We start from the raw sequence: 20,886 nt of genomic DNA, 5'->3' as shown, positions 1-20,886 counted from the left end.
GCAGCCAAACGCTGCGGGGTTTTTCGTTAACGGCACACCATAGCCACGTACCGGCACACTATTTATACTAAAGTCTAACAACAGCAAACTCACAAGAGCCTCTATGCCTCTGACCCATTCCCTGCGCCGCCTTTGGACCCTAGATAAGTTCGCCTACAGCCTGCGGGTGTTTATCGCCTTCAGCGGGGCGCTGCTGTTTAGCGGGCTGGCGGGGGATGTGGCGCTGGTGATTCCGCTGTTTCTGGGCATTATTGCCAGCGCTCTCTCAGAGACCGACGATAGCTGGCAAGGGCGTTTGCAGGCGTTGGTGGTCACGCTGCTCTGCTTTGCCTCGGCGTCGTTCGTGGTGCAGTGGCTGTTTCCGTGGCCGTGGCTATTTGCGGTGGGTTTGGCGGTGTCCACCTTTACGCTGATCATGCTGGGGGCGATTGGCCAGCGTTACGCAACCATTGCCTCCGGCACGCTGATTCTTTCGATCTACTCCATGATCAATATCGAGCAGCATGGCGGCGTGGATGAGGACGTCGCCTCCCGCCAGCTGCTGCTGTTGGCCGGTGCCGCCTGGTACGGAGCGATTTCGGTGGTGTGGTGCGCGCTGTTCTCCCGCCAGCCGGTGAAACAGAGCATGGCACGGGTGTACAAAGCCCTGGGTGAGTTCTTGATTTTGAAATCGGCGCTGTTTGAGCCGGTACGGGGCGTTGATGTAGAGGCCCGCCGCGTGGCGCTCGCTCGCCAGAACGGCAAGGTAGTGGATGCTCTTAACCAAGCAAAAGAGATGATCTTTCGCCGCCTGGAAGGCCAGCGCGGCAGCCGTAAGCTCAACCGCTACCTGAAAATTTACTTTATCGCTCAAGATATCCACGAGCGGGCAAGCTCCACCCACTACCCTTACAGCGCACTTACTGACGCCTTTTTTCATCACGACGTACTGTTTCGCTGCCAGCGGCTGCTGGACCAGCAGGGCCGTGCCTGCCGCCAGCTAGCCAAGTCGCTGCTGCTCAACCGCCCTTTCAGTCACGAGCAGAGCGAACAGGCGCTGGCCGACCTACGCGCTTCGATTGATAATCTTAGCGAGCGCGGCAAGCCCGAGTGGCGGCCGCTGATACGCCCGTTGAATGCGTTAGCGGACAACCTCTCCACGCTAGAAGCGCAGATTGCCAGCGTCCACAACCCGGACACCGGCAGCGAACGCCGGGATAGCGCGCTTTATGACCGCTCGCCCTCTAGCCTGCTGGAAGCCTGGAAACGGGTGCGGTTGAACTTCACGCTGGGTTCGCCCACCTTTCGCCACGCGGTGCGCCTAACCACCGCGCTAGTGGCGGGCTATGGGCTGCTGCAGTGGCTCGACCCCCAGCAAGGGTTCTGGATTTTGCTCACCACGCTGTTTGTGTGCCGCCCTAACTTCGCCACCACCCGGCGCTTTCTCTCCCAGCGGATTCTGGGCACGGTGCTTGGGCTGATTGCAGGCTGGGCGTCTATCAGCCTGTTCCCCCAGCCACTTATCCAGAGCATGATTGCAGTGGCGGCGGGCGTATCGTTCTTTGCCAATCGTGAAAAGCATTACGTGATCGCCACGGCCTCGATCACCCTGCTGGTGCTGTGCAGTTTCAATCAGGTGGGGGATGGCTTCGACCTGATCTGGCCGCGGCTGTTTGATACGTTGATCGGCTCGCTGATTGCGGGACTGGCGGTATTTTTCATTCTGCCGGATTGGCAGAGCCGCCGCCTCTACCGTGAGGCCGCCAAGGTGCTGACCAACCACCGCCGCTACTTGGACGAAATCGTCCACCAGTACGAAGAGGGCAAGCAGGACGACCTAGCTTACCGCTTGGCGCGGCGCAATGCGCACAACGCGGATGCGGCGCTCTCGACCCTGCTTACCAACATGCTCCACGAGCCGGGGCACTATCGTAAGCAGGATGCTGATAACGGGCTGCGCTTTTTGGTGCTTTCCAACACGCTGTTAAGCCACCTCTCCGCGCTGGGTGCCCACCGCCATCGGCTGGCAGAAGATGAGGACGATGCCGCTTTTGTGCCGCTTGCCAAGCGAATTAGCGCCCTGTTAGAGCAACTGGCCGAGCAGCTGGATAAACGCCTACCCGTGGAGCCGCTGACCGCGCCTGCCAACGAGCTGCTGAGTCAGTTAGAGGAGCAAAGCGGCACAGCGGAAGAGAAGGCCGTCACGCTCTATCGCCCCATCCAAAGCCAGCTGCGCCTAATTGCCAGCCAGCTTGGCCCGCTGAGCGATGCCGCCAACCGCTTAACAAGCCCCAGCGCCGAAAAGCTCCACGAACCTAACGCAGCGGCTTAGCACCGCGCGCATACCCACGCCCTGCCGCTACACCTGCCCGTAGCGGCCCGCCGCCTCGCCCAGCCAGCGGCGCACCAGCACGGCCGTCACCTCGGCATTGCCCTGGAGCGCCTGAGCCAGGGCGGTGACCCGCTCTAGCTGGTCGGCATCGCGCTCTAGATCGGCGATTTTCATCTGGGCGAGGCCGGTTTGGCGAGTCCCTAATACCTCGCCAGGGCCGCGGATTTCCAAGTCTTTTTCAGCAATACGGAAGCCGTCGGTGGTTTCCCGCATCACGCCGAGCCGTTCCCGAGAGCTTTTGGAGAGCGGCGGGTGGTAAAGCAGCACGCAGAAGCTTTCGGTGCTGCCGCGTCCCACCCGGCCGCGCAGCTGATGAAGCTGGGAAAGCCCCAAACGCTCAGGGTTTTCGATGATCATCAAGCTAGCGTTGGGCACGTCGACTCCCACCTCAATCACCGTGGTGGCCACCAGTAGATCCAGCTCGCCGCTCTTGAAGGCGTCCATCACCTCGGCCTTTTCCGCAGCTTTCATGCGCCCATGAATCAGCCCAACGGCCAATTCCGGCAGCGCTTGGGTCAGCTCATCACGCGTTACCTCGGCGGCCTGACATTGGAGCACCTCGGATTCCTCAATCAGCGTGCACACCCAATACGCTTGGCGACCGTCACTGCAGGCGTTGCGGATGCGCTCGACCACCTCGGGGCGACGCTCGTCAGAGACCACTACGGTTTTTACCGGTGTGCGCCCTGGCGGCAGCTCGTCGATCACCGACACATCCAGGTCGGCGTAGGCGCTCATGGCCAGCGTGCGGGGAATCGGCGTGGCGGTCATGATCAGCTGATGGGGGGTTAACCCACCCGCTTCGCCCTTTTCACGCAGGGCGAGGCGTTGGTGAACGCCAAAGCGGTGCTGCTCATCGATAATCGCCAGCCCCAGGCACTGGAAGTGCACATCACCTTGAAACAGCGCGTGGGTGCCCACCACCATACGCGCTCGGCCATCGGCAATGGCGGCTTTGGCATCCAACCGAGCCTTGCCCTTCAGCTTGCCCGCCAGCCACGCGACTTCGATGCCCAGCGGCTCAAACCATGCCTTGAACGAACGATAGTGCTGCTCAGCGAGGATTTCCGTCGGTGCCATCATGGCCGCTTGGCAATTGCCCGCCAGCGCCGATAGCGCCGCCATGGCGGCCACCACGGTTTTGCCGGAGCCGACATCCCCCTGCACCAGCCGCAGCATGGGTGCAGGGCGTGCTAGGTCGAGGGCGATCTCTTCCAGCACCCGACGCTGGGCACCGGTGAGCGCAAACGGTAGCTGCGCCAGAAAGCGCGTTTGCAGGCTACGCCCGGAGGGCAGCTCTGGCGCGCCGTCAGCCTGAATACGCAGGCGCACTTCCCGCAGGCTAAGCTGATGGGCCAGCAGCTCTTCCAAGGCGAGCCGCCGCGTGGCGGGATGAAGGCCGTGGGCAAGCTGCTCTAAATCTACGTCTGGCGGCGGCTGGTGCAGTAGCTGCAAGCTCGCGTGAAGCCCCGGCAGTTGGAAGCGCTGACGCAGCGCATCGGGAATCACATCGGGCAGCGTTTCGGGGGCTTGCTCTAGCAGGCGCAACGCTTGCTGGGTCAGCGCTCGCAGGCGGGTTTGGTGAAGCCCCTCGGTGGTGGGGTAAATCGGCGTGTAGTACTCCTCGACCGGCGTTTCGCTACCGCCGCTAAGCCGATACTCGGGATGATAAATCTCCAGCCCCGTGGCGCCCGCCCGCGCTTCGCCAAACGCCCGAACGATGACGCCGGGGCGCATCTGTTGCTGTTGAGCGGGCGAGAAGTGAAAAAACCGCAGGCTTAAAATGCCGCTACCGTCGCGCAGGCGAATCAGCAGGCTGCGCCGCCGCCCCTTAACGATATCGCAGGCAGTGACTTCGCCCTCTACTACCGCTTCATGGCCCGCCCGCAGCAGGCCAATCGGGGTGAGTCGCGTACGGTCCTGGTAACGCAGCGGCAAGTGGAACAACAGGTCGCTGATGCGTTCCACGCCGAGCCGGGCGAGCTTAATCGCCAGCGCTTCCCCCACGCCCTTCAGCGCCGTGACCGGTGCAGACAGCTCACTCATGAGGGAGCATTCTTCTTATGCACCGGCTGTTGGCACTGGCTAATCGCCTGGGCCAGGGCATCAATGGCTTTGGGCCGCGGGAAGCTGGCCCGCCAGGCAATCGCCACGGTGCGGGAAGGTGCCGGGTCCACAAACGGGCGGCTGACCAGCATGGCGTTTTCGTACTGGTCGGTGCCAAGTGCCGACTGAGGCAGCACGGTAATCCCCAGCTTAGAGGCCACCATATGGCGAATGGTCTCAAGCGAGCCGCCTTCGGCAATCAGGGTATTATTGGGGCTATTCAGCTTTTGGGTAATCGCCGGGCAGGCTTCCAAAATTTGATCGCGGAAGCAGTGCCCTTCCCCTAATAGCAGCAGCCGCTCTTCTAATAAGTCTTCTTTATGGATCGCCTCGCGCTCGACCCACGGGTGGCTGGCGGGCATTAACACTTCAAAGTGCTCGTCGTAGATCGGCTTGGTGACCACGTCGGTTTCGGTAAACGGCAGCGCGACAATGATCACGTCCAACTCGCCGCTACGCAGCTTGGCCCGCAGCGTGCCGGTCATGCCCTCTTCGATATAGAGCGGCATTTGCGGCGCGGCGTTGGCCAGCGCAGGCACCAAATGGGGAAATAAGTAAGGCCCGATGGTGTAAATCGCACCAATGCGCAGCGGGTTCGCCAGCTGGTCTTTGCCAGCACTGGCTAACTCATAAATCAGCCCGCTCTGCTCCAACACACGCTGCGCCTGAGCAACAATTTTTTCGCCCAGAGGGGTGACTTGCACCGTGGATTTAGAGCGTTCAAATAGGGGAATATCTAGCTCATCTTCGAGCTTTTTCACTGCGACTGAGAGCGTCGGCTGAGAAACATGGCAGCGCTCGGCGGCGCGACCAAAGTGGCGCTCCTGGGCAAGGGTTACGATGTAGCGAAGTTCTGTTAAAGTCATAGCGGTGCCAGTGGCATCCTCTCGTTGCAGCTCGTGACTAGTAATGGTGTTAGCGAGACGGAAAAGGACAGACAAGCCTTATTGAAGATGGCACATCTCATAGGGACTTTGTATCTGATAGGGAATATTAATCAAGAGGGGTGAGCAAGTTGAAGCTAACGATACTGATTATCGGCTGTGGAGACATCGGCGTCACGCTTGGACAAGAGCTGCTGGACGAGGGGCATCGGGTGATTGGCGTGCGCCGCCAAGCCAAGGCATTAGAGCATACCGGCATTGAGCCGTTAGCCCTTGATCTCAGCACCTTGGAAGGGGCCGACGCTAGCGCACTGCCCCAAGCCGACTACGTGATTTACACCGTCAGCGCAGACCGCTTTGAAGAGAGTGCTTACCAGAGCGCCTACCCAGACGGTCTCAAGCGTGTTCTCAGCGTCATGGAACAGCACGAGAAGCCGCCGCGCCGCATCTTCTTTGTCTCCTCTACTAGCGTCTATGGTCAGCAAGAGGGCGAAGTCGTTAACGAAGAGAGCCCCACGGAATCTACCAGCTTCTCCGGCAACCTGATGCGCGAGGCGGAACAGGCGCTGCTCAACCATCCGCTGCCGGGTACGGTGGTGCGTTTTTCCGGCATTTATGGCCCGGGGCGTGACCGTTTGATTCACCAGGTTGCGGAGGGCCGTATTGCCGCCGTGACACCGGTGATCTACTCCAACCGCATCCATCGGGACGACTGCACCGGCATTCTGGCGCACCTGATCCGCTGCCAGGAGAGCGGCACACCGCTGGCCGACCTTTATCTCGGTAGCGACTGCGAACCGGTGACCCTGCACAACGTGATGGCGTGGTTGGCCAAACAGTTGAAGGTGGAGTCCACCGACACCATGCAGTCGCCGCTGCGCCGTCGTGCCAGCAAGCGTTGCGACAACCGCCGTATTCTCGAAACCGGCTACACCTTCCGCTATCCGACCTACAAAGAGGGCTATGCCCAGGTGTTGAAAGAGGGCGGTTTTTTAGAGTTGCAAAAAGCCTAGCGCCCTAGCCGCGAGTCGATTAGAACGCTAGAAAAGGCAAAGAGCGAGCCTCATCGGCTCGCTCTTTTTGTATGCGTCGGTGTCACGCCGTTTAGTCGCCGATCACCATTACGGCTTCGGCTTCTACCTGGCTGCCTTTAGGCAGCGCTTTAACACCCACCGCCGCACGCGCCGGGAACGGCGTGGAAAAGAACTCTTCCATCACCTTGTTGACGATCGCAAAGTTGTCCAAGTCGACCAGGTAGAGGTTGAGCTTGACGATATCGCCCAGCGAGCCTGCGGCTTCTTCACACACGGCCTGTAGGTTGGTGAACACCTGACGCGCCTGGGCTTCGAAATCATCAGAGACAATTTCCATGGTTTCCGGATTAAGCGGGATCTGGCCCGACAGGTAAACCGTGTTGCCCGCTTTGATAGCCTGGGAGTACGGGCCGATGGCGGCAGGGGCTTTTTCTGTGTTGATAACCGCTTTATTGCTCATGGGGTGTCATGCTCCTGTATGAATGAAACGTTGATTATTATCACCATGGCCTACGCTGCCAGCTTGAAAAGCCAGCGCTAGGCGCATAAGCGTTTAGTTTGCAGTACGGGTAATTTTGCCAACGTTGGGCAGGTTGCGAATGCGTTTAATAATACGGGCGAGGTGTACCCGTCCTTTCACCGACAGCGTGAGATTGACGGTGGAAAGCCGAGCATCGCGCTCCTCAATGCCGATACGTTCGATATTGGCATCGGCATCGGTCACTAGGCCTGCCAGTTCAGCAACAAGGCCACGGCGGCTTTCAATTTCGATGCGCAGCGCCACAGGGAAGTCCTCATCAATATGCTCGGACCACTCCAGGGCAAACAGCTTTTCAGGATCGTTTTTACGGTCAGCGAGGTTTTTACACTCGCTACGGTGTACCACCAGCCCTTTACCGACCGACAGATGCCCTACCACCGGGTCGCCGGGTAACGGGTGGCAGCAGCGGGCAAAGTTAAGCACCATGCCTTCGCTTCCGCTAATCACCACAGCCTTATCGCTATTGTCGGAAAGCGTCTTATCAAAGCTATCGCCATGCGCAACATCGACCAAACGGCGGGCCACTACGTGGGCCATGCGGTTGCCTAACCCCAACGATTCGAGCAAGGCGTCCAGCGACGACACATCCAACTCTTTGAACGCCTGTTCGAAGACACTCTCGTCGAGCTCTTCCAGGCTCGTTTCGAACGGTGCCAGCGCCTTGTTGAGCAGTCGACGGCCCAGCATCACCGCCTCCGCCTGCTGCTGATGCTTCAACGCATGGCGAATAGCGGAGCGCGCCTTGGCGGTGGTGACAAAGTTCAGCCACGCAAGGTTCGGCCGCGCGCCGGGGGCGGTGATAATTTCCAGCGTCTGACCGCTTTCCAGCCGCGTGGAGAGCGGCGCGAGGTGGCGATCGATCCGGCAGGCGATGCAGTTATTGCCGATATCGGTGTGTACGCTGTAGGCGAAGTCGATCACCGTGGCGCCCTGGGGCAGCTCCATGATGTCGCCTTTTGGGGTGAACACGTAGACATCGTCGGGGAACAGGTCGTTTTTGACGTGTTCGATAAACTCCAACGAATCCCCCGCGTGGCGCTGCATCTCCAGCAGCCCTTTCACCCAGGCACGGGCGCGGGCATGGCTGCCTTCAGCAATCGGATGCGCCGTCTGCCCGGCTTTGTAGAGCCAGTGCGCGGCAATTCCGTTATTGGCCATGGCTTCCATTTCACGGGTGCGGATCTGTACTTCAATCGGCATGCCGCGATGGCCAAACAGCGTGGTGTGCAGACTTTGGTAACCATTCGCCTTGGGAATCGCGATGTAATCTTTAAAGCGCCCCGGTACCGGCTTATAGAGGTTATGCACGACGCCAAGGATGCGATAACAGCTGGCCACGTCTTCGGTGATAATGCGAAAACCAAAGACATCCATAATCTCGGCAAACGGCTTGCGCTGGTCGCGCATCTTTTTATAGATCGAGAGCAGATGTTTTTGGCGGCCAATCACCGTGCCTTTTAGGCCTTCGTCGTCCAGGCTCTGCTGCAGCGAGGCCTGGATTTCCCGCATGGCGCTGCGGCGATTGCCCCGCGCACTGGCCACCGCGCGTTTGATACGCTCGGCCCGCATGGGGTGAATCGCCTGGAACGAGAGGTCTTCCAGCTCCACACGAATGGTGTTGATCCCCAGTCGCCCTGCAATACGGGCGTAGATTTCTAACGTTTCACGGGCAATGCGGCGTTTTTTATCGGGCCGCAGTGCGCCCAAGGTGCGCATGTTGTGCAGCCGGTCGGCCAGCTTGACGATGATGACGCGGATGTCCCGCGACATTGCCAACACCATCTTTTGAAAATTCTCCGCCTGAGCGACGGCTTTATCTTCAAAAGTGATTTGGGTCAGCTTGGAGACGCCATCTACCAACTCAGCCACAGGCTTGCCAAACTGCGCCGCCAGGGCTTTTTTAGAGACGCCGGTGTCTTCAATCACATCATGCAGCATGGCGGCCATCAGGCTCTGATGGTCCATGTGCATGTTAGCGAGAATATTAGCGACCGCCAGCGGATGGGTGACGTACGGCTCGCCAGAGCGGCGGCGCTGGCCATCGTGGGCCTGCTCAGCGTAGTAGAAGGCGCGCTTGACCTGCTGGATCTCATCCGGGGGTAAGTAGCCGCCGAGTCGGTCAGCTAGGTCATCAATGGTGAACATGTACCGCGCCTCTAATCGGTGCTAGCTTAATCATCGATTTGAGCGCTAGGCGTCATAGCAGGACGCGCACGCACAGGAGCTTCAACTGGCTCGTCCAAAACGGTGTGGTCGACCAGGCCAGCGGCGATTTCACGCAACGCCATCACGGTCGGCTTGTCGTTTTCCCAGGGCAGCAGTGCATCGCGGGAGCCGCGGGCCAGCTGGCGAGCACGATGGGTGGAAATCATCACCAGTTTGAAGCGGTTTTCTACATTTTCCAGACAATCTTCAACGGTTACGCGAGCCATGGGGCCTTCCTGTAATGACGACGCCGGGCCGGCGTTGTTGAACAACGTCGCCGACCCAGCGAAAAGAGTGGTGATAGGACCTGATAGATTACTCGACGCTAGGCGCCTGTGACAAGAGCGCATCGAGCAAGGGGGCGTGGCGTTCTTGCATTGCAGCACGCGTGAGGCGGCGGCTGATCACCAGCGACTGCAGCTCTTGCAGGGCGGTGGTGAAATCGTCGTTAATCACTAAGTAATCGTACTCATCGTAATGAGACATCTCGCTGACCGCATCGCGCATGCGCCGAGCGATCACCGCGTGTTCGTCGGTGCCACGGCTGGAGAGACGTCGCTCCAGCTCGCTACGCGATGGCGGTAGGATGAAGATCGACACGGCAGAAGGCATCTGCTCGCGTACCTGCTGCGCGCCCTGCCAATCGATCTCTAGGATGACGTCTTGCCCCGCGTCTAGCAAGGTTTGGACCGACTGACGCGACGTGCCATAGTAATTGTCGAAGACCTTGGCATACTCGAAGAAGTCGCCGCGGTCGATCATCGCTTCGAAGTCAGGCACTTGGGTAAAGTGGTAGTTGACGCCATTGACCTCACCTTCGCGTTTGGCACGCGTGGTATGCGACACCGACACCTGAATGCCGTCCAGGCTTTCGATCAGCTCACGAACGAGGCTGGTTTTACCCGCGCCCGACGGGGCAGAAACAATAAACAGCGTACCCTGGGACATGAAGCGCTTCCCTAGTTAGTCAAAATGGTCGTTCGTTATCACGCAGGCCGGCCACTGCCGGCGTTATTGGGTGCGCAGTATCGCACACCCCTGGCAGGGACTGTAGGGGTTCAAGAAACCACACGGAGGTCAGATTACGCTGATTCGCGACTGGGATGACGAGGGAGAAATGGGAGAGCTCTTGCGGGCAGCGCGGGATGGCGCCTGCGATACCTTCGGCAATGTACTGGGGCCTGAGTACAACGCCGCGCATGCCGACCACTTTCATTTAGGCATGCGCGGCTTCAGGCTTTGCCGCTAGTGGGGCGAGTTAGTCGAGGTTGATATCGTCCTCATCGGTGGCGGCACCGGTGGCAGCACCCACGCCACCGCCAATCACAGCACCTTGGGTGACGCTACCACCGGTGACCGCAGCGGCCCCAGCACCAACAGCCGCCCCTACGCCAGCACCACTGGTAGCACGCTCGCTAGTGGTCGTTCCACAGCCCGCCAGCGCCAGAGTCATCGCTGCAATAGCACTTAATGTTACGAGTCGCGGGGTTACAACGCGCGATGTCTTCACTAGGTTATGCATAGGTCACCTCCTTATGGATTGCACCTTTACACCCTAGAAACGATAAGCGTTTTTTGCCACTTTAAATGCTCTAAATATTTATTTAGCAATCACTTATTTATAGCGCTTTATTTGTAGTTCTGAGCCACCGACGGCTCCGCGGGATAGGTGCGTTTTTCCAGCCAGCGCCCCCAAGCGAAAATCACTAGGCCACACAGCGCAAGCCCGGCCCCTACCAGCCCCGTACTCGACCAGCTAAATCCGGCGCTAATCGCCAAGCCCGCCAGCCACGCCCCCAGCGCGTTCGCCCCGTTAAAGGCCGCATGGTTCATGGAGGCCGCCATGGTTTGGGCGTCTTCGGCCACGTCCATCAGGCGGGTTTGCAGCGACGGCGCAAGCGCCATGCTGGTGCCCACCAATCCCACGAACAGCAGTCCCGACCACACCTGGTTGGCAGCAAAGTAGAACAGCCCCTGCACCACCGCGCACCACACCAAAATGGTAGGAATGGCCCGCATCAGGTCTTTATCCGCCATGCGCCCGCCCACCAAGTTACCGGCGATGGAGCCCAGGCCAAAAATGACCAGCACCAAAGGCCCCAGCGCTTCGCTCATGCCCGCCTGCTGGGTCAGCGTCGGCATCACATAGCTGAAGATCGAAAACATACCGCCGCAACCAATACAGGCAATCGCAATGGTCACCAGCACCCGCTGCTTCACCAGTGCAGATAGCTCTCTTAACGGGCTCGCGTGGGCATCAAACGGCTGCACCGGCACGCATAACCGAATGAGCAGTGCCGTTAACAGCGCAATCACTCCCACACCGGCAAAAGCGATTTGCCAACCAAAGACGTTACCCGCCCAGGTACCCAACGGCGCGCCAATCAAAATGGCTACCGTAAGCCCCATCATCACCCTTGAAATCGCCCGCGCCCGCTGGTCAATCGGCACCGCTCCTGCAGCGACCAGCGCCGCTATGCCAAAGTAAGCGCCATGGGGCAGCCCCGCCAGAAAGCGCAGGCCCACAAACGACCAAAACCCCGGCGCCATAGCGCTGGCAATATTGCCCACGGCAAACACCAGCATCAGCGCAATCAGCAGCGCCCGCCTGGGTACCCGTGCGGCCAGCGCAGAAATCAGCGGTGCACCCACTACCACGCCCAGTGCGTAGCTACTAATCGCATAGCCTACTTGGGGAACGGTCACGGCTAAATCTTCCGCCACGCGGTTCATCAGTCCCATGATCACGAACTCGCTGGTACCAATGCCGAACCCACCCAGCGCCAGTACAAACTCTGCCAATCGCGGGTTACGCGCCAGCCCCGATGACGACTCTTGCATACCTCTCTCCCCAGGCGCTGGATAAAACGCCTGCTTATCAAAACGGTCTTAGATTGTGTCAAATGATGGCAAGATTAGACGAAAGTAGGAATATATGATGTTAAAAAAGTTAGCGTGCAAAGGGGTAACCCGTGGACACTGACGCGGCAGCAACCAAGAGGCAACTGCTAGGATGTGAGGATTATCTTTTCATTAAGAGGGCCGGTTATGACCTCCAGCACCATCGAGCACGCCATGCAGGCACTGGCCAATGCCGACCCCGACATTGCCCGCGCTTACCCCTTAGTCGGCGCGCCCAACCCGCGCCAGCGCGATCCAGGTTTTGCGACCTTCTTCTCGACCATCGTCAGCCAGCAGATCTCTACCGAGGCCGCTCGGGCCATCATGGGCCGGGTGAATACGCTGCTGCCGGAGCTGCACGCCAAAGCGGTGATGGAGGTGGAAGGCCAGGCGCTGCGCGATGCGGGGCTATCGTGGCGTAAAATCGAGTATGCCAAAGGGCTGGCAGAGGCGGAGCTGGCGGGCACGTTTAGCGCCGATGGATTGGCGCACCTCAGCGATGACGAGGCGATTGCCGCGATTACCCAGCTGCGTGGGTTTGGCCGCTGGAGCGCCGAGATCTACCTGATGTTCTCGCTCAAACGCCCCGATATCTTCCCCGCCGACGACTTGGCGTTAAGAGTGGCGCTGGGCCGCCTGAAGGGCATGGAAAACAAACCCACGCCGAAGCAGGCGCGCCAGATGGTAGAGCACTGGGCACCCTGGCGCAGCGTGGGGTCGCTGTTTTTATGGCACTACTATCGCGGCGAGCCGGTGTAGCGCGGGCGTTTAGAGCATTAGCGGGTCTTTAAAGGGTAAGCCCGCCAAACTTGCCGTTCTGGTAATCCTCTACCGCCTGCACGATCTCGTCGCGGGTGGTCATCACGAAGGGGCCGTGGGAGTAGACCGGCTCATCAATGACATCGCCATGGCCAAACAGCAGGCGCGCATCGCTGGCTGCCTCGATGGCAAGGCTTTCGCCGTCACGGTCGAGCTCGATCAAATGGTGCGCTTTGGCAGGCTCGCCGCCCACCGTCACGTCACCACTCACCACGTACAGAAACACCTGCCGGCCAGGAGCCACGGGTAGCTGCTCACGCGCGCCCCCAGGCAGCGCTAGCGTCGACATGAACACGCCGGTCAGCGATTCAATCGGGCCTGTTTGCCCCTGCCACTCCCCGGCAATCAGGTTGAGCGTACCGCCGCCCGACAGCTCAACAGCGGGGATGCCCTCTTGCTGCAAGCCCACGTAGCGCGGCTCGCTCATCTTCAGCCGTGACGGCAGGTTGACCCACAGCTGCAAGATTTCCAGCGGGCCGCCCTCGCGCAGAAACTCCTCCGGCGAAATTTCCGCATGGACGATGCCGCTACCGGCGGTCATCCATTGCACACCGCCTGCGTGAATCACGCTCTGGTGCTTGGCGCTGTCGGCATGGGCCAGCGAGCCTTCTAAAATAAACGTCACCGTTTCAAACCCACGGTGCGGGTGCGGCCCAAAGGGCAGCCCGCGGTTGTTGGCCGGGTAAACCTGCGGGCCGTGGTGATTCAGGAACAGAAACGGATCGAGCTGATCCACGCCAGGCCCCGGCAGCGGCCTGCGGGTGACCAGGTCACCGATATCGTCCCGATGGGCAGGATGCTGAGCGACCACACGGCGAACGGATGGAGTATTGGCTGATGTCATAATGCTCTCCTTATCAATACGCCCAGCGTAAAACCTCAATTGACGGATGAGGAGCGAATAATTTGCCCCGGTTCATTGAAGGAAATGAATAGAACGCCTTAACGGCTGGGAACGCTCAGCCGCCCCACCACCGTGAAGCTATCCTCTTGCGGGCGCACGACCACCATTTCCCCAGAGCTAACGCCCCCACCGGTCAGCGCCGTGATACTCACCTGATGCGTTATCAGCAGCCCTCTTTTATCAGAATTCCGTGACGACGGTGACCCCCACGCCTTCAAACTTATCCATGTTGATCAACGCCTGCACCGACTCCTCTAGCGTGATGCGGCGGCCAATCAGCTTTTCCGGCGCCAGTTTGCCCGACTGAATCATCGCCAGCATGGCATCGTAGCGATGGGCCTGCATGCCATGACTGCCCAGAATTTCCAGCTCATTAGCAATCACCTTGCTCATGGGAATGGCTGGCGTGCTGTGATCTGCCAGCATCAACCCTACCTGGACATGCTTGCCGCGCTTTCGCAAATTGCTAATAGAGTTGAAGCAGGTGGTGGGGTGACCCAGCGCATCCAGCGAGACGTGCGCGCCCCCTTGAGTGATTTCCACCACCGACTCCACCACTTCGGCCTCTTGGTTGGCATTCACCGTGGCCACCGCCCCCAACTGGCGCGCCAAAGCCAGCGCCTGCTCGGAAATATCCACCGCCACCACGTTGGCGCCGGCTGCGCTGGCAATCATGATGGCCGACAGCCCCACGCCGCCGCAGCCGTGCACCGCCACCCACTGGCCCGCCGACACGCGGCCCTGGTCTACCACCGCACGAAAAGAGGTCACGAACCGGCAACCCAGGCTGGCGGCAGTGTCGAACGCTAGGGTATCTGGCAGGGCGACTAGGTTCACATCGGCGTAGTAAATGCCCACATACTCGGCAAACGAGCCCCAGTGAGTAAACCCTGGCTGGAACTGGCTATCGCATACCTGATGGTGGCCTGCGTTACACTCCGGGCAAGTGCCGCAGCCGCCCACGAACGGCACGGTCACACGATCCCCGACCCGCCACTTCGTCACGTCCTTGCCCACCGCTTCCACCACGCCGGATAGCTCGTGCCCCGGCACATGGGGGAGCCGAATATCCGGGTCGTGGCCCATCCAGCCGTGCCAATCACTGCGGCATACGCCGTTAGCCATCACCTTGACCACGACGCCGTGAGGTTCGGGAGTCGGATCCGGCACCTGCTGAATAGTGGGCGGGGTGGAAAACTGCTCAAATACGACGGCTTTCATGGGCCACTCCTGAACGTTTAGGCTGCGGATTCGCTAACGCTACTATAGCGAGCCTGACCTGAAATGAGCTTTCCATATCGTGGACAACACTGACCAATGTGAAGCACTCTTTCTCTTTATAGTGTTGATAAGAAAGAGACTTGCAATATGAGCGCATTGGATAAAAAAGACGCCAAGTTAGCAGCGTTACTCCAGATTGATGGCAGAATGCCCAACGCGCAACTGGCCGAACAGCTGCACCTGAGCGAAGCCACCTGCTGGCGACGGCACAAACGCCTGGAAGAGCTGGGAGTGATCGAAGGCTACTAGGCCATCCTCAACCGCCGTAAAGTGGGCGCCAGCGTGCTGGCCTTTGTGCAAATCACCTGCACCCAGCACAGCGAAGCCGCAACGGCGGAGTTCGAGCGCATCATCCAGGCCAGCTCCCGCGTACTGAGCTGCCACAACACCACCGGCGAAGCCGACTTCCTGCTACAGGTCGTCGCCAAAGACCTGGACGACTACAGCCACTTCGTCGAAACGGTACTGCGCCAGCTGCCCGGCGTGTCGAGCATCCGCTCCAACCTCTCGCTGAGGGAAATGAAGGCGACCAGTCACTTGCCGGTTGAGGAGTTGTTGGGGCTGTGAGCGAGGCAGTTGGCTATATGCACTGTTGATATGATCGCCATCACCAACTCTTCCTATCGGCAAAATTTGATATTGTTAGGCCTCAGCCAGCTGACATTACTCTATAACGCCAGGGGTTAAGCCTATGACGGAGCAGAACCAAACCGCTTTTAGCCGCCTCGTTAGCGCAATTACTCAACAGATAGAGCAAGCACGCGGGCAGGTTCGCCAAGCCGTGAATACGGCCATGGTACAAAGCTACTGGGAAATAGGCCGTTTAATTGTCGAACACGAACAGCAAGGCAATCGTCGTGCTGAGTATGGTAAGCAGCAGCTAAAGCAGCTCTCACAACAGCTCACCGAGCGGCTGGGGAAAGGTTTTGATGTCACCAATTTACGCAATATGCGCCAGTTTTATCACGCCTTTCCAATTCGCGACGCAGTGCGTCTTGAATTGAGTTGGACTCACTATCGCACCCTTCTGCGAATAGAAAACGCCCAAGCCCGCGACTGGTATTTGCACGAAGCGATCAACCAAAGCTGGAGCGCCAGAGCTCTAGAACGCCAGATTAGCACTCTCTACTACGAGCGACTTCTGGCCAGCCAAGAAAAATCCTCGGTGGCAGCAGAAGCCCAGCAAAACACCCAGCCACTGGCAGAAAGCGCTAAAGACTATCTGCGTGATCCCTACATTCTGGATTTTCTTAATCTGCAGGATAAAACCTATCAGGAAAGCCAGCTAGAGCAGGCCATTATCAGCAACCTGCAGCAGTTTTTACTGGAATTAGGCAAAGGCTTTGCCTTTGTGGAGCGCCAGCAGCGCATTCGCTTTGACGACGAAGATTTCTACATCGACTTGGTATTCTACAACTTCAAACTGAAGTGCTTTTTGCTGGTGGATCTAAAACTCGGCAAGCTCAGGCATCAGGATATCGGCCAAATGGATACCTACGTGCGCTTATACGATGAGCAGCGCAAAGGCAGCGACGACAACCCCACTATTGGCTTGGTGCTGTGCAGCGAAAAAAGCGAAGCCGTGGTCAAGTACTCGGTACTGGCCGAGCAAAAACAGCTGTTTGCGGCGAAGTACCTGCCGTATCTGCCCTCTGAAGATGAGCTTAAACGCGAGCTAGAGCGCGAACGGGCTCAGGCCGTTGAACAGCTTCAGCAGCACGAACGGAGCGATGAGTGAACGATAGCTTCACGAACAATCTCAGCGGCTGAAGTTTTGATTTCTTGAAGCAGCTCCCTCTTTTAAGCTATTAACGTACTCCCGCCCGGTAGCTATTTGGCTCCAGCCAGAGCTGTTCGTGGAGATCACCTTTCAAGAAAAAAAGCTTCGGCCCCTTGCGGAAGTTGAACAGTCGGAACAAATGATAGTGTTCCGAATGGGCACGCGAGCATTCGAGCTCGTTGGGCGTAATAAAAAACGCACTCTCTTTGGCAAAGGCGGTGGTTTTGACTTCAATCAGCCGATCACTGCCGTCGGGCTCGAAGGAACGGATATCGAACCCCAGCCCGTCACCCTGAGTTACCGCAACGTGCTCGACCCTCTCCGCCAGCTTATCGTACCCAGCTTGGATCAGCCGGTGCTGCTCGAACCGAATCACTAGGTGCTCACCGGCTAGCCCAAGCTCGCGGTTGCGGGTTTCCCGGGCCAGGTAGTCCCGTTTTTGCGGCGGGCGCACTGAATAGTCGGCGCGGAATTCTCGAACGCCTTGTTGCGGCGGTGTCGTTCTAGGAGGTTCGACGATAATGCGCTCGTCTACGATGCCAGTGGTATCAATCACTGGAAGATCAGCGGCCAAACGCGCTGCGCGATCAACAAGCTCGCTTCGCAACAACAGCCCCTCGACAGCTTCAACTAGGCTTTGTTGATAGTTGCTACGCGGCTTATAGCCATCGACATAGGGGCAGTTGGCATCGCGTAACACTGCGCTGATATTGCAGTGCTTGAACTCTATGGCACTGGCCGAGCGGCCATCAAGCTGTATCATCAGCGCTCGATTAAGTGCGCGCTTGTTAGAACTTTGCCCGCTCAGTTCTGCTACTAGCATCTGCCGGTAGGTAGCAATGGTTGCCTCTACCTCGCCAGCACTCCAGGGTGTCGCTCGACTCATCTTCATCACTCAATATTTTGCACCTGCTCAAAGAATAATAAATTAAAATCCTTTAAAAACAGATGTTTACATTATTTTTTGCATCGATATTCGCCCAGCACTACCCATTTTACTACCCATGGATAGAAACTTTATCTCTGATCGGCCCAATCGGTTACTACCCACGATTATAAACTGGGATAAGTGGGAAACTGGGAATTTCTGATCCTTTTCCGATTTACCAACACCTCGCCTCAACCGAAAAAATCCTGCTGGCAAGTCTAGCAAGAGCGACACTCCCGATGCACCACCGCTGATACACCGAAGTTTGTACTGACAGTACAAACTATTGATTTTATTAAAATTTTTTTTAATTCCCTCTTGCGTATTTGCAACTTCATGCGAGTATTTTAGAAAACGCAGGAGTTCAAAATGACCAAGTTGAAGACCATTTGTTTTGCTGTAACTACAGCCGTGCTCGCGGGTTGCGCTGCCATGCCTCGACAATATGACGACGAATCATCCCGCGCACTGAATCTGGCCCGTTCCGGGGGCATCTACGACCAGGACCTGCGGGACTCACCAGACGGCACCCGCTCTTATCGCAAAAGCCTGGTGATGGGCGCCCTCGACCTGGCCAGTCTGGCTACCTCATTAGATGCACCACTCCGTCATCTTACGGGCACCCAGACACTGCTATTTAACGCCACTGACATCATGATGACGCCGGACAACCCTTCGGCGCGACCCAGCCTGATGGGCTGGATGCCGGAATCACTGGCGGCGAACGAGGATGACGCCTATGACCACTATGTTGCAGTCGTAGATGAGGCCATCACCCAGGCCGCCGAGTCGATGGCGATAAATGTAACGAAGCTCACAGACGTGAAGACGCCGGAGATTGATGGGAACCCGCTCATGCTGTGGTCGGTAACAGTCGAGCGATATGGCTGTGCCGATAGCAACTGCATCATCGCCTATAACATCCAACAACCGAATCACTGGAAGACACCAAGCTATGTCATCGGCCGTGAAGCAGCCAGTTACAACATCGCTGCCAACCATCCCGAGAAATATTCCCGACTGGTATTTCGGCAGTCCGGCCATGAACTCACCTTTCCTGTAGATGAATTCTATGGCGCTGTCAGCGCCGGCATGCCTCCCTGGATAGTGATGTACTTTCCACCGAACACCGTGATCCAGGACGGCGAGCCGCTCCCCTATCCGGTGTTGTATGAACAGGGCCAACAGCTGATGTTCAGGGAGCCCGACCATGAGTGACTGGCACGATGAACTTGAGTTGGCACTGCTGCCGCTGGAGGACCTGAGAGTCGATAGCGTCTACATGACTTTTGTGATCAGCAATGCCCTGACCGAGCGAGGCATTTTCCATCAATGCCGGATCGGATACGCGGAGGACCGACTGAGCCGAATGACCACCGCTCCCCATTGCTGGGTCGAGCTCGAACAGGGCTGGTGTATCGATCTCCGGCTGAGACAGTGGCTGGGTGATGAGGACGACCTCCCTCATGGCGTATTCCAGCCAACCAACTACCCGCGAGCTCGATACCAAGGCACTGCGTTGGTGGTTCCACACCTGGACGTGGAAGATTTGAGGGCGATGACGAACGATGCCTACAGCAAGGTGAAACCGCCGTGGCTGGCCGGGCAAGCCGCAGCGGCCTGACGCCGGGAAAAACTTGCATTTTCTCAGGTTCTGGTAGCTTCGAAGTAAAGAACTATCGGGGACTGAGGCCATGGTAAGAGTGGCAAAAATCGTAACAGTGGGGCTCGCCGGGGTCGGCGTTGTGGAGCTCGCCTTTAGGGGTACCGATGCAGCGCTTTACGCATGGTATTTATTGTTCGTGCTCTGGGTGGTCGCACTGTTCATTCGCTTCGCACTGGCCGTAGTCGATGCCTACAAGACGGTTTTCGCCAAGGGACCCGATGGGGAAATGACGTTTCCTGAATTCGAACAAAAGATGGCGTCGTTCAGTCGAGGCAGTGATGAGGAGGCAACCGGCGCGGGCAACAAGGCAACTTCCGGCAATGGGAGCAATGGCGGTACAGAGGGTTTCTTCGATGACGGCAGAATCAACCAGATTTATCGAGCGGACGATCCGTTCGGGGAGTTTCTCGACTCTTGAGGTGGTTCCTTATGGGTACAGATCAGGAGAACCAGGTGTTCGAGCCGGGTAATGGCCACCAGAACCACCTAAACCAGACCGGCCAGAGAGAACCACTTATAACAGACTGAGGAACCGACGATGTTTATTCGAGCCTACCTGCGGGCATCCACGCAGGAACAGAACGCGGAGCGAGCCCGGGAGTTACTGGTACAGTTCGCAGCCAACCACGGTCAGCGTATTGCCGCTTTCTACGTGGAGAATGTGTCCGGCGCTACCCTGCACCGCCCCGAGCTGATGAAACTAATCGCAGATTCTGGCGAGGGCGACATCGTTCTGGTCGAACAAATTGATCGGCTGGCTCGCCTCAAACAGAGTGACTGGGACTCCCTCAAGCAAAAGCTGGCCGCCAAGCGGTTAGCCATCGTCTCCCCGGAATTACCGACCAGTTGGCTCGCCCTGGAAAAGAAGGACGACACCGGTTTCACCGACTCCATTCTACGAGCGGTCAACGCCATGATGCTCGACATGCTGGCTGCCGTGGCCCGCAAAGATTACGAAGACCGCCGGCGCCGGCAGTTCCAGGGCATCCATAAAGCAAAAACGGAGGGTAAGTACCAGGGGCGGCAGCCAGACCTGAAGCGCAGGCAACACATCGCCAGCCTACTACGCAGTGGTCACAGCTACAGCGAGATCCAGGAGATGCTGAGTTGCTCGCGGCACTTGATTGCGTCTGTCGCCAAAGAACAAAGACAGGCCGATGCTGCGGCCTGAAACCAACAAAGTGCCCTGAAAGGGCAATCAACTATTGGAGACCTGAATATGCTAAACCTATCTGCCACACTGATTGCATTCCTGAGCTTTGTCGCGGTCGTACTTTTTATCTGCGTTATGGCCTACCGCAACGCCGATCGGCTGGAAGCGTTCCTGGAGCGAAAGTTCCGAAAAAGATCACCCCGACACAATGGCGATCTGAAATAAATTCGGGGCAAACCGGTGTTCCTGCCCAAAACGGGCAGTTTGAGAGCCGTGCCTACTGCGTCGTCCATGGCAGCATAATCGTGAAGTC

The 20,886-nt window shown here is 58.2% G+C and carries 21 protein-coding genes and 1 pseudogene; 11 read left to right on the top strand and 11 right to left on the bottom strand.

The features are described 5' to 3' along the window. Positions 1-103 precede the first annotated feature (103 nt). Positions 104-2,311, top strand: coding sequence for a YccS family putative transporter (gene yccS, locus AC13CY_RS12330; RefSeq protein WP_483052597.1), 2,208 nt, complete (start codon positions 104-106; stop codon positions 2,309-2,311). Positions 2,312-2,338: 27 nt separating this feature from the next. On the opposite strand, the gene recG is transcribed toward yccS, so the two are convergent. Both recG and AC13CY_RS12320 read right to left on the bottom strand, forming a co-directional pair. Beyond that, entirely contained in the window at positions 2,339-4,417 is a 2,079-nt protein-coding gene (gene recG / locus AC13CY_RS12325) for an ATP-dependent DNA helicase RecG (RefSeq protein ID WP_483052596.1), read from the bottom strand. Then, positions 4,414-5,343 carry a LysR substrate-binding domain-containing protein gene (locus tag AC13CY_RS12320; protein ID WP_483052595.1) on the bottom strand — a complete coding sequence of 310 codons (930 nt, stop codon included), beginning with the start codon at positions 5,341-5,343 and terminating at the stop codon, positions 4,414-4,416. The genes recG and AC13CY_RS12320 overlap by 4 nt, the downstream gene beginning before the upstream one ends. 149 nt (positions 5,344-5,492) lie before the next feature. On the opposite strand from AC13CY_RS12320, the gene AC13CY_RS12315 reads away from it, so the two are divergent. Then, a complete protein-coding gene (locus AC13CY_RS12315; protein WP_230834427.1) occupies positions 5,493-6,374 on the top strand; it encodes an SDR family oxidoreductase in 882 nt (293 codons plus the stop codon). A gap of 91 nt (positions 6,375-6,465) precedes the next feature. On the opposite strand, the gene AC13CY_RS12310 is transcribed toward AC13CY_RS12315, so the two are convergent. From AC13CY_RS12310 to gmk, 4 genes are all read right to left on the bottom strand, one after another. Further along, a complete protein-coding gene (locus AC13CY_RS12310; RefSeq protein WP_062363449.1) occupies positions 6,466-6,855 on the bottom strand; it encodes a RidA family protein in 390 nt (129 codons plus the stop codon). A 93-nt stretch (positions 6,856-6,948) separates the two neighbouring features. Next, positions 6,949-9,081 carry a RelA/SpoT family protein gene (locus AC13CY_RS12305; RefSeq protein ID WP_058577367.1) on the bottom strand — a complete coding sequence of 711 codons (2,133 nt, stop codon included), beginning with the start codon at positions 9,079-9,081 and terminating at the stop codon, positions 6,949-6,951. A 26-nt stretch (positions 9,082-9,107) separates the two neighbouring features. Then, entirely contained in the window at positions 9,108-9,368 is a 261-nt protein-coding gene (gene rpoZ, locus AC13CY_RS12300; RefSeq protein WP_044629295.1) for a DNA-directed RNA polymerase subunit omega, read from the bottom strand. Between the two features lie 88 nt (positions 9,369-9,456). Further along, positions 9,457-10,089, bottom strand: coding sequence for a guanylate kinase (gene gmk, locus AC13CY_RS12295; protein WP_044629294.1), 633 nt, complete (start codon positions 10,087-10,089; stop codon positions 9,457-9,459). Positions 10,090-10,210: 121 nt separating this feature from the next. Between gmk and AC13CY_RS12290 the strand changes: the two are divergent. After that, a pseudogene (locus AC13CY_RS12290) lies at positions 10,211-10,390 on the top strand (extensin family protein); the annotation flags it as partial. Positions 10,391-10,399: 9 nt separating this feature from the next. On the opposite strand, the gene AC13CY_RS12285 reads toward AC13CY_RS12290, so the two are convergent. Together AC13CY_RS12285 and AC13CY_RS12280 are read right to left on the bottom strand one after the other, a co-directional pair. Continuing rightward, positions 10,400-10,663: a hypothetical protein gene (locus AC13CY_RS12285; protein WP_044629293.1), complete on the bottom strand. Its 264-nt coding sequence runs from the start codon at positions 10,661-10,663 to the stop codon at positions 10,400-10,402. Between the two features lie 107 nt (positions 10,664-10,770). Next, positions 10,771-11,982: an MFS transporter gene (locus AC13CY_RS12280; protein ID WP_058577366.1), complete on the bottom strand. Its 1,212-nt coding sequence runs from the start codon at positions 11,980-11,982 to the stop codon at positions 10,771-10,773. 207 nt (positions 11,983-12,189) lie between these two features. Between AC13CY_RS12280 and AC13CY_RS12275 the strand changes: the two genes are divergently transcribed. Further along, positions 12,190-12,801, top strand: a complete 612-nt coding sequence (locus tag AC13CY_RS12275) for a DNA-3-methyladenine glycosylase family protein (RefSeq protein WP_289095419.1) — start codon at positions 12,190-12,192, stop codon at positions 12,799-12,801. 28 nt (positions 12,802-12,829) lie between these two features. Here AC13CY_RS12275 and AC13CY_RS12270 read toward each other — a convergent pair whose 3' ends face one another. Beyond that, entirely contained in the window at positions 12,830-13,705 is an 876-nt protein-coding gene (locus tag AC13CY_RS12270) for a pirin family protein (protein WP_137093838.1), read from the bottom strand. A gap of 240 nt (positions 13,706-13,945) precedes the next feature. After that, positions 13,946-14,986, bottom strand: a complete 1,041-nt coding sequence (locus AC13CY_RS12265; RefSeq protein WP_474791149.1) for a zinc-dependent alcohol dehydrogenase family protein — start codon at positions 14,984-14,986, stop codon at positions 13,946-13,948. 147 nt (positions 14,987-15,133) lie between these two features. On the opposite strand from AC13CY_RS12265, the gene AC13CY_RS12260 reads away from it, so the two are divergent. The 3 genes from AC13CY_RS12260 (at position 15,134) to AC13CY_RS12250 (ending at position 16,784) form a co-directional block, all read left to right on the top strand. Beyond that, on the top strand, positions 15,134-15,295 hold the full coding sequence (locus AC13CY_RS12260) for an Lrp/AsnC family transcriptional regulator (RefSeq protein ID WP_474791150.1): 162 nt from the start codon (positions 15,134-15,136) through the stop codon (positions 15,293-15,295). A gap of 33 nt (positions 15,296-15,328) precedes the next feature. Beyond that, positions 15,329-15,613: an Lrp/AsnC ligand binding domain-containing protein gene (locus AC13CY_RS12255; protein ID WP_228219276.1), complete on the top strand. Its 285-nt coding sequence runs from the start codon at positions 15,329-15,331 to the stop codon at positions 15,611-15,613. A gap of 124 nt (positions 15,614-15,737) precedes the next feature. Then, positions 15,738-16,784, top strand: coding sequence for a PDDEXK nuclease domain-containing protein (locus AC13CY_RS12250; protein ID WP_062363274.1), 1,047 nt, complete (start codon positions 15,738-15,740; stop codon positions 16,782-16,784). A gap of 70 nt (positions 16,785-16,854) precedes the next feature. On the opposite strand, the gene AC13CY_RS12245 is transcribed toward AC13CY_RS12250, so the two are convergent. Continuing rightward, a complete protein-coding gene (locus AC13CY_RS12245) occupies positions 16,855-17,712 on the bottom strand; it encodes a protein NO VEIN domain-containing protein (protein ID WP_167359366.1) in 858 nt (285 codons plus the stop codon). Between the two features lie 411 nt (positions 17,713-18,123). On the opposite strand from AC13CY_RS12245, the gene AC13CY_RS12240 reads away from it, so the two are divergent. The 4 genes from AC13CY_RS12240 (at position 18,124) to AC13CY_RS12225 (ending at position 20,591) form a co-directional block, all read left to right on the top strand. Beyond that, on the top strand, positions 18,124-18,972 hold the full coding sequence (locus AC13CY_RS12240) for a hypothetical protein (protein WP_483052594.1): 849 nt from the start codon (positions 18,124-18,126) through the stop codon (positions 18,970-18,972). Then, positions 18,965-19,378 carry a hypothetical protein gene (locus AC13CY_RS12235; RefSeq protein ID WP_231664585.1) on the top strand — a complete coding sequence of 138 codons (414 nt, stop codon included), beginning with the start codon at positions 18,965-18,967 and terminating at the stop codon, positions 19,376-19,378. Before AC13CY_RS12240 ends, AC13CY_RS12235 begins: the two co-directional genes overlap by 8 nt. A 70-nt stretch (positions 19,379-19,448) precedes the next feature. Then, entirely contained in the window at positions 19,449-19,838 is a 390-nt protein-coding gene (locus AC13CY_RS12230; protein ID WP_483052593.1) for a hypothetical protein, read from the top strand. 120 nt (positions 19,839-19,958) lie between these two features. Then, the gene (locus tag AC13CY_RS12225; RefSeq protein WP_483052592.1) at positions 19,959-20,591 is read left to right on the top strand and encodes a recombinase family protein; all 633 of its coding nucleotides are present in this window, start codon (positions 19,959-19,961) and stop codon (positions 20,589-20,591) included. Positions 20,592-20,886: the final 295 nt, after the last annotated feature.

It is taken from the genome of Vreelandella sp. L-15, assembly GCF_056857635.1.
The sequence above is the reverse complement of the archived record's forward strand: the minus strand, read 5'-3'. Positions and strand labels throughout refer to the sequence as shown.

Bases quoted from the DNA above. Each gene is read 5' to 3' on its own strand.
- yccS (WP_483052597.1), top strand. From the start codon at position 104: ATGCCTCTGACCCATTCCCTGCGCCGCCTTTGGACCCTAGATAAGTTC.
- recG (WP_483052596.1), bottom strand. From the start codon at position 4,417: ATGAGTGAGCTGTCTGCACCGGTCACGGCGCTGAAGGGCGTGGGGGAA.
- AC13CY_RS12320 (WP_483052595.1), bottom strand. From the start codon at position 5,343: ATGACTTTAACAGAACTTCGCTACATCGTAACCCTTGCCCAGGAGCGC.
- AC13CY_RS12310 (WP_062363449.1), bottom strand. From the start codon at position 6,855: ATGAGCAATAAAGCGGTTATCAACACAGAAAAAGCCCCTGCCGCCATC.
- AC13CY_RS12305 (WP_058577367.1), bottom strand. From the start codon at position 9,081: ATGTTCACCATTGATGACCTAGCTGACCGACTCGGCGGCTACTTACCC.
- rpoZ (WP_044629295.1), bottom strand. From the start codon at position 9,368: ATGGCTCGCGTAACCGTTGAAGATTGTCTGGAAAATGTAGAAAACCGC.
- gmk (WP_044629294.1), bottom strand. From the start codon at position 10,089: ATGTCCCAGGGTACGCTGTTTATTGTTTCTGCCCCGTCGGGCGCGGGT.
- AC13CY_RS12285 (WP_044629293.1), bottom strand. From the start codon at position 10,663: ATGCATAACCTAGTGAAGACATCGCGCGTTGTAACCCCGCGACTCGTA.
- AC13CY_RS12280 (WP_058577366.1), bottom strand. From the start codon at position 11,982: ATGCAAGAGTCGTCATCGGGGCTGGCGCGTAACCCGCGATTGGCAGAG.
- AC13CY_RS12275 (WP_289095419.1), top strand. From the start codon at position 12,190: ATGACCTCCAGCACCATCGAGCACGCCATGCAGGCACTGGCCAATGCC.
- AC13CY_RS12270 (WP_137093838.1), bottom strand. From the start codon at position 13,705: ATGACATCAGCCAATACTCCATCCGTTCGCCGTGTGGTCGCTCAGCAT.
- AC13CY_RS12265 (WP_474791149.1), bottom strand. From the start codon at position 14,986: ATGAAAGCCGTCGTATTTGAGCAGTTTTCCACCCCGCCCACTATTCAG.
- AC13CY_RS12260 (WP_474791150.1), top strand. From the start codon at position 15,134: ATGAGCGCATTGGATAAAAAAGACGCCAAGTTAGCAGCGTTACTCCAG.
- AC13CY_RS12250 (WP_062363274.1), top strand. From the start codon at position 15,738: ATGACGGAGCAGAACCAAACCGCTTTTAGCCGCCTCGTTAGCGCAATT.
- AC13CY_RS12245 (WP_167359366.1), bottom strand. From the start codon at position 17,712: ATGAGTCGAGCGACACCCTGGAGTGCTGGCGAGGTAGAGGCAACCATT.
- AC13CY_RS12240 (WP_483052594.1), top strand. From the start codon at position 18,124: ATGACCAAGTTGAAGACCATTTGTTTTGCTGTAACTACAGCCGTGCTC.
- AC13CY_RS12235 (WP_231664585.1), top strand. From the start codon at position 18,965: ATGAGTGACTGGCACGATGAACTTGAGTTGGCACTGCTGCCGCTGGAG.
- AC13CY_RS12230 (WP_483052593.1), top strand. From the start codon at position 19,449: ATGGTAAGAGTGGCAAAAATCGTAACAGTGGGGCTCGCCGGGGTCGGC.
- AC13CY_RS12225 (WP_483052592.1), top strand. From the start codon at position 19,959: ATGTTTATTCGAGCCTACCTGCGGGCATCCACGCAGGAACAGAACGCG.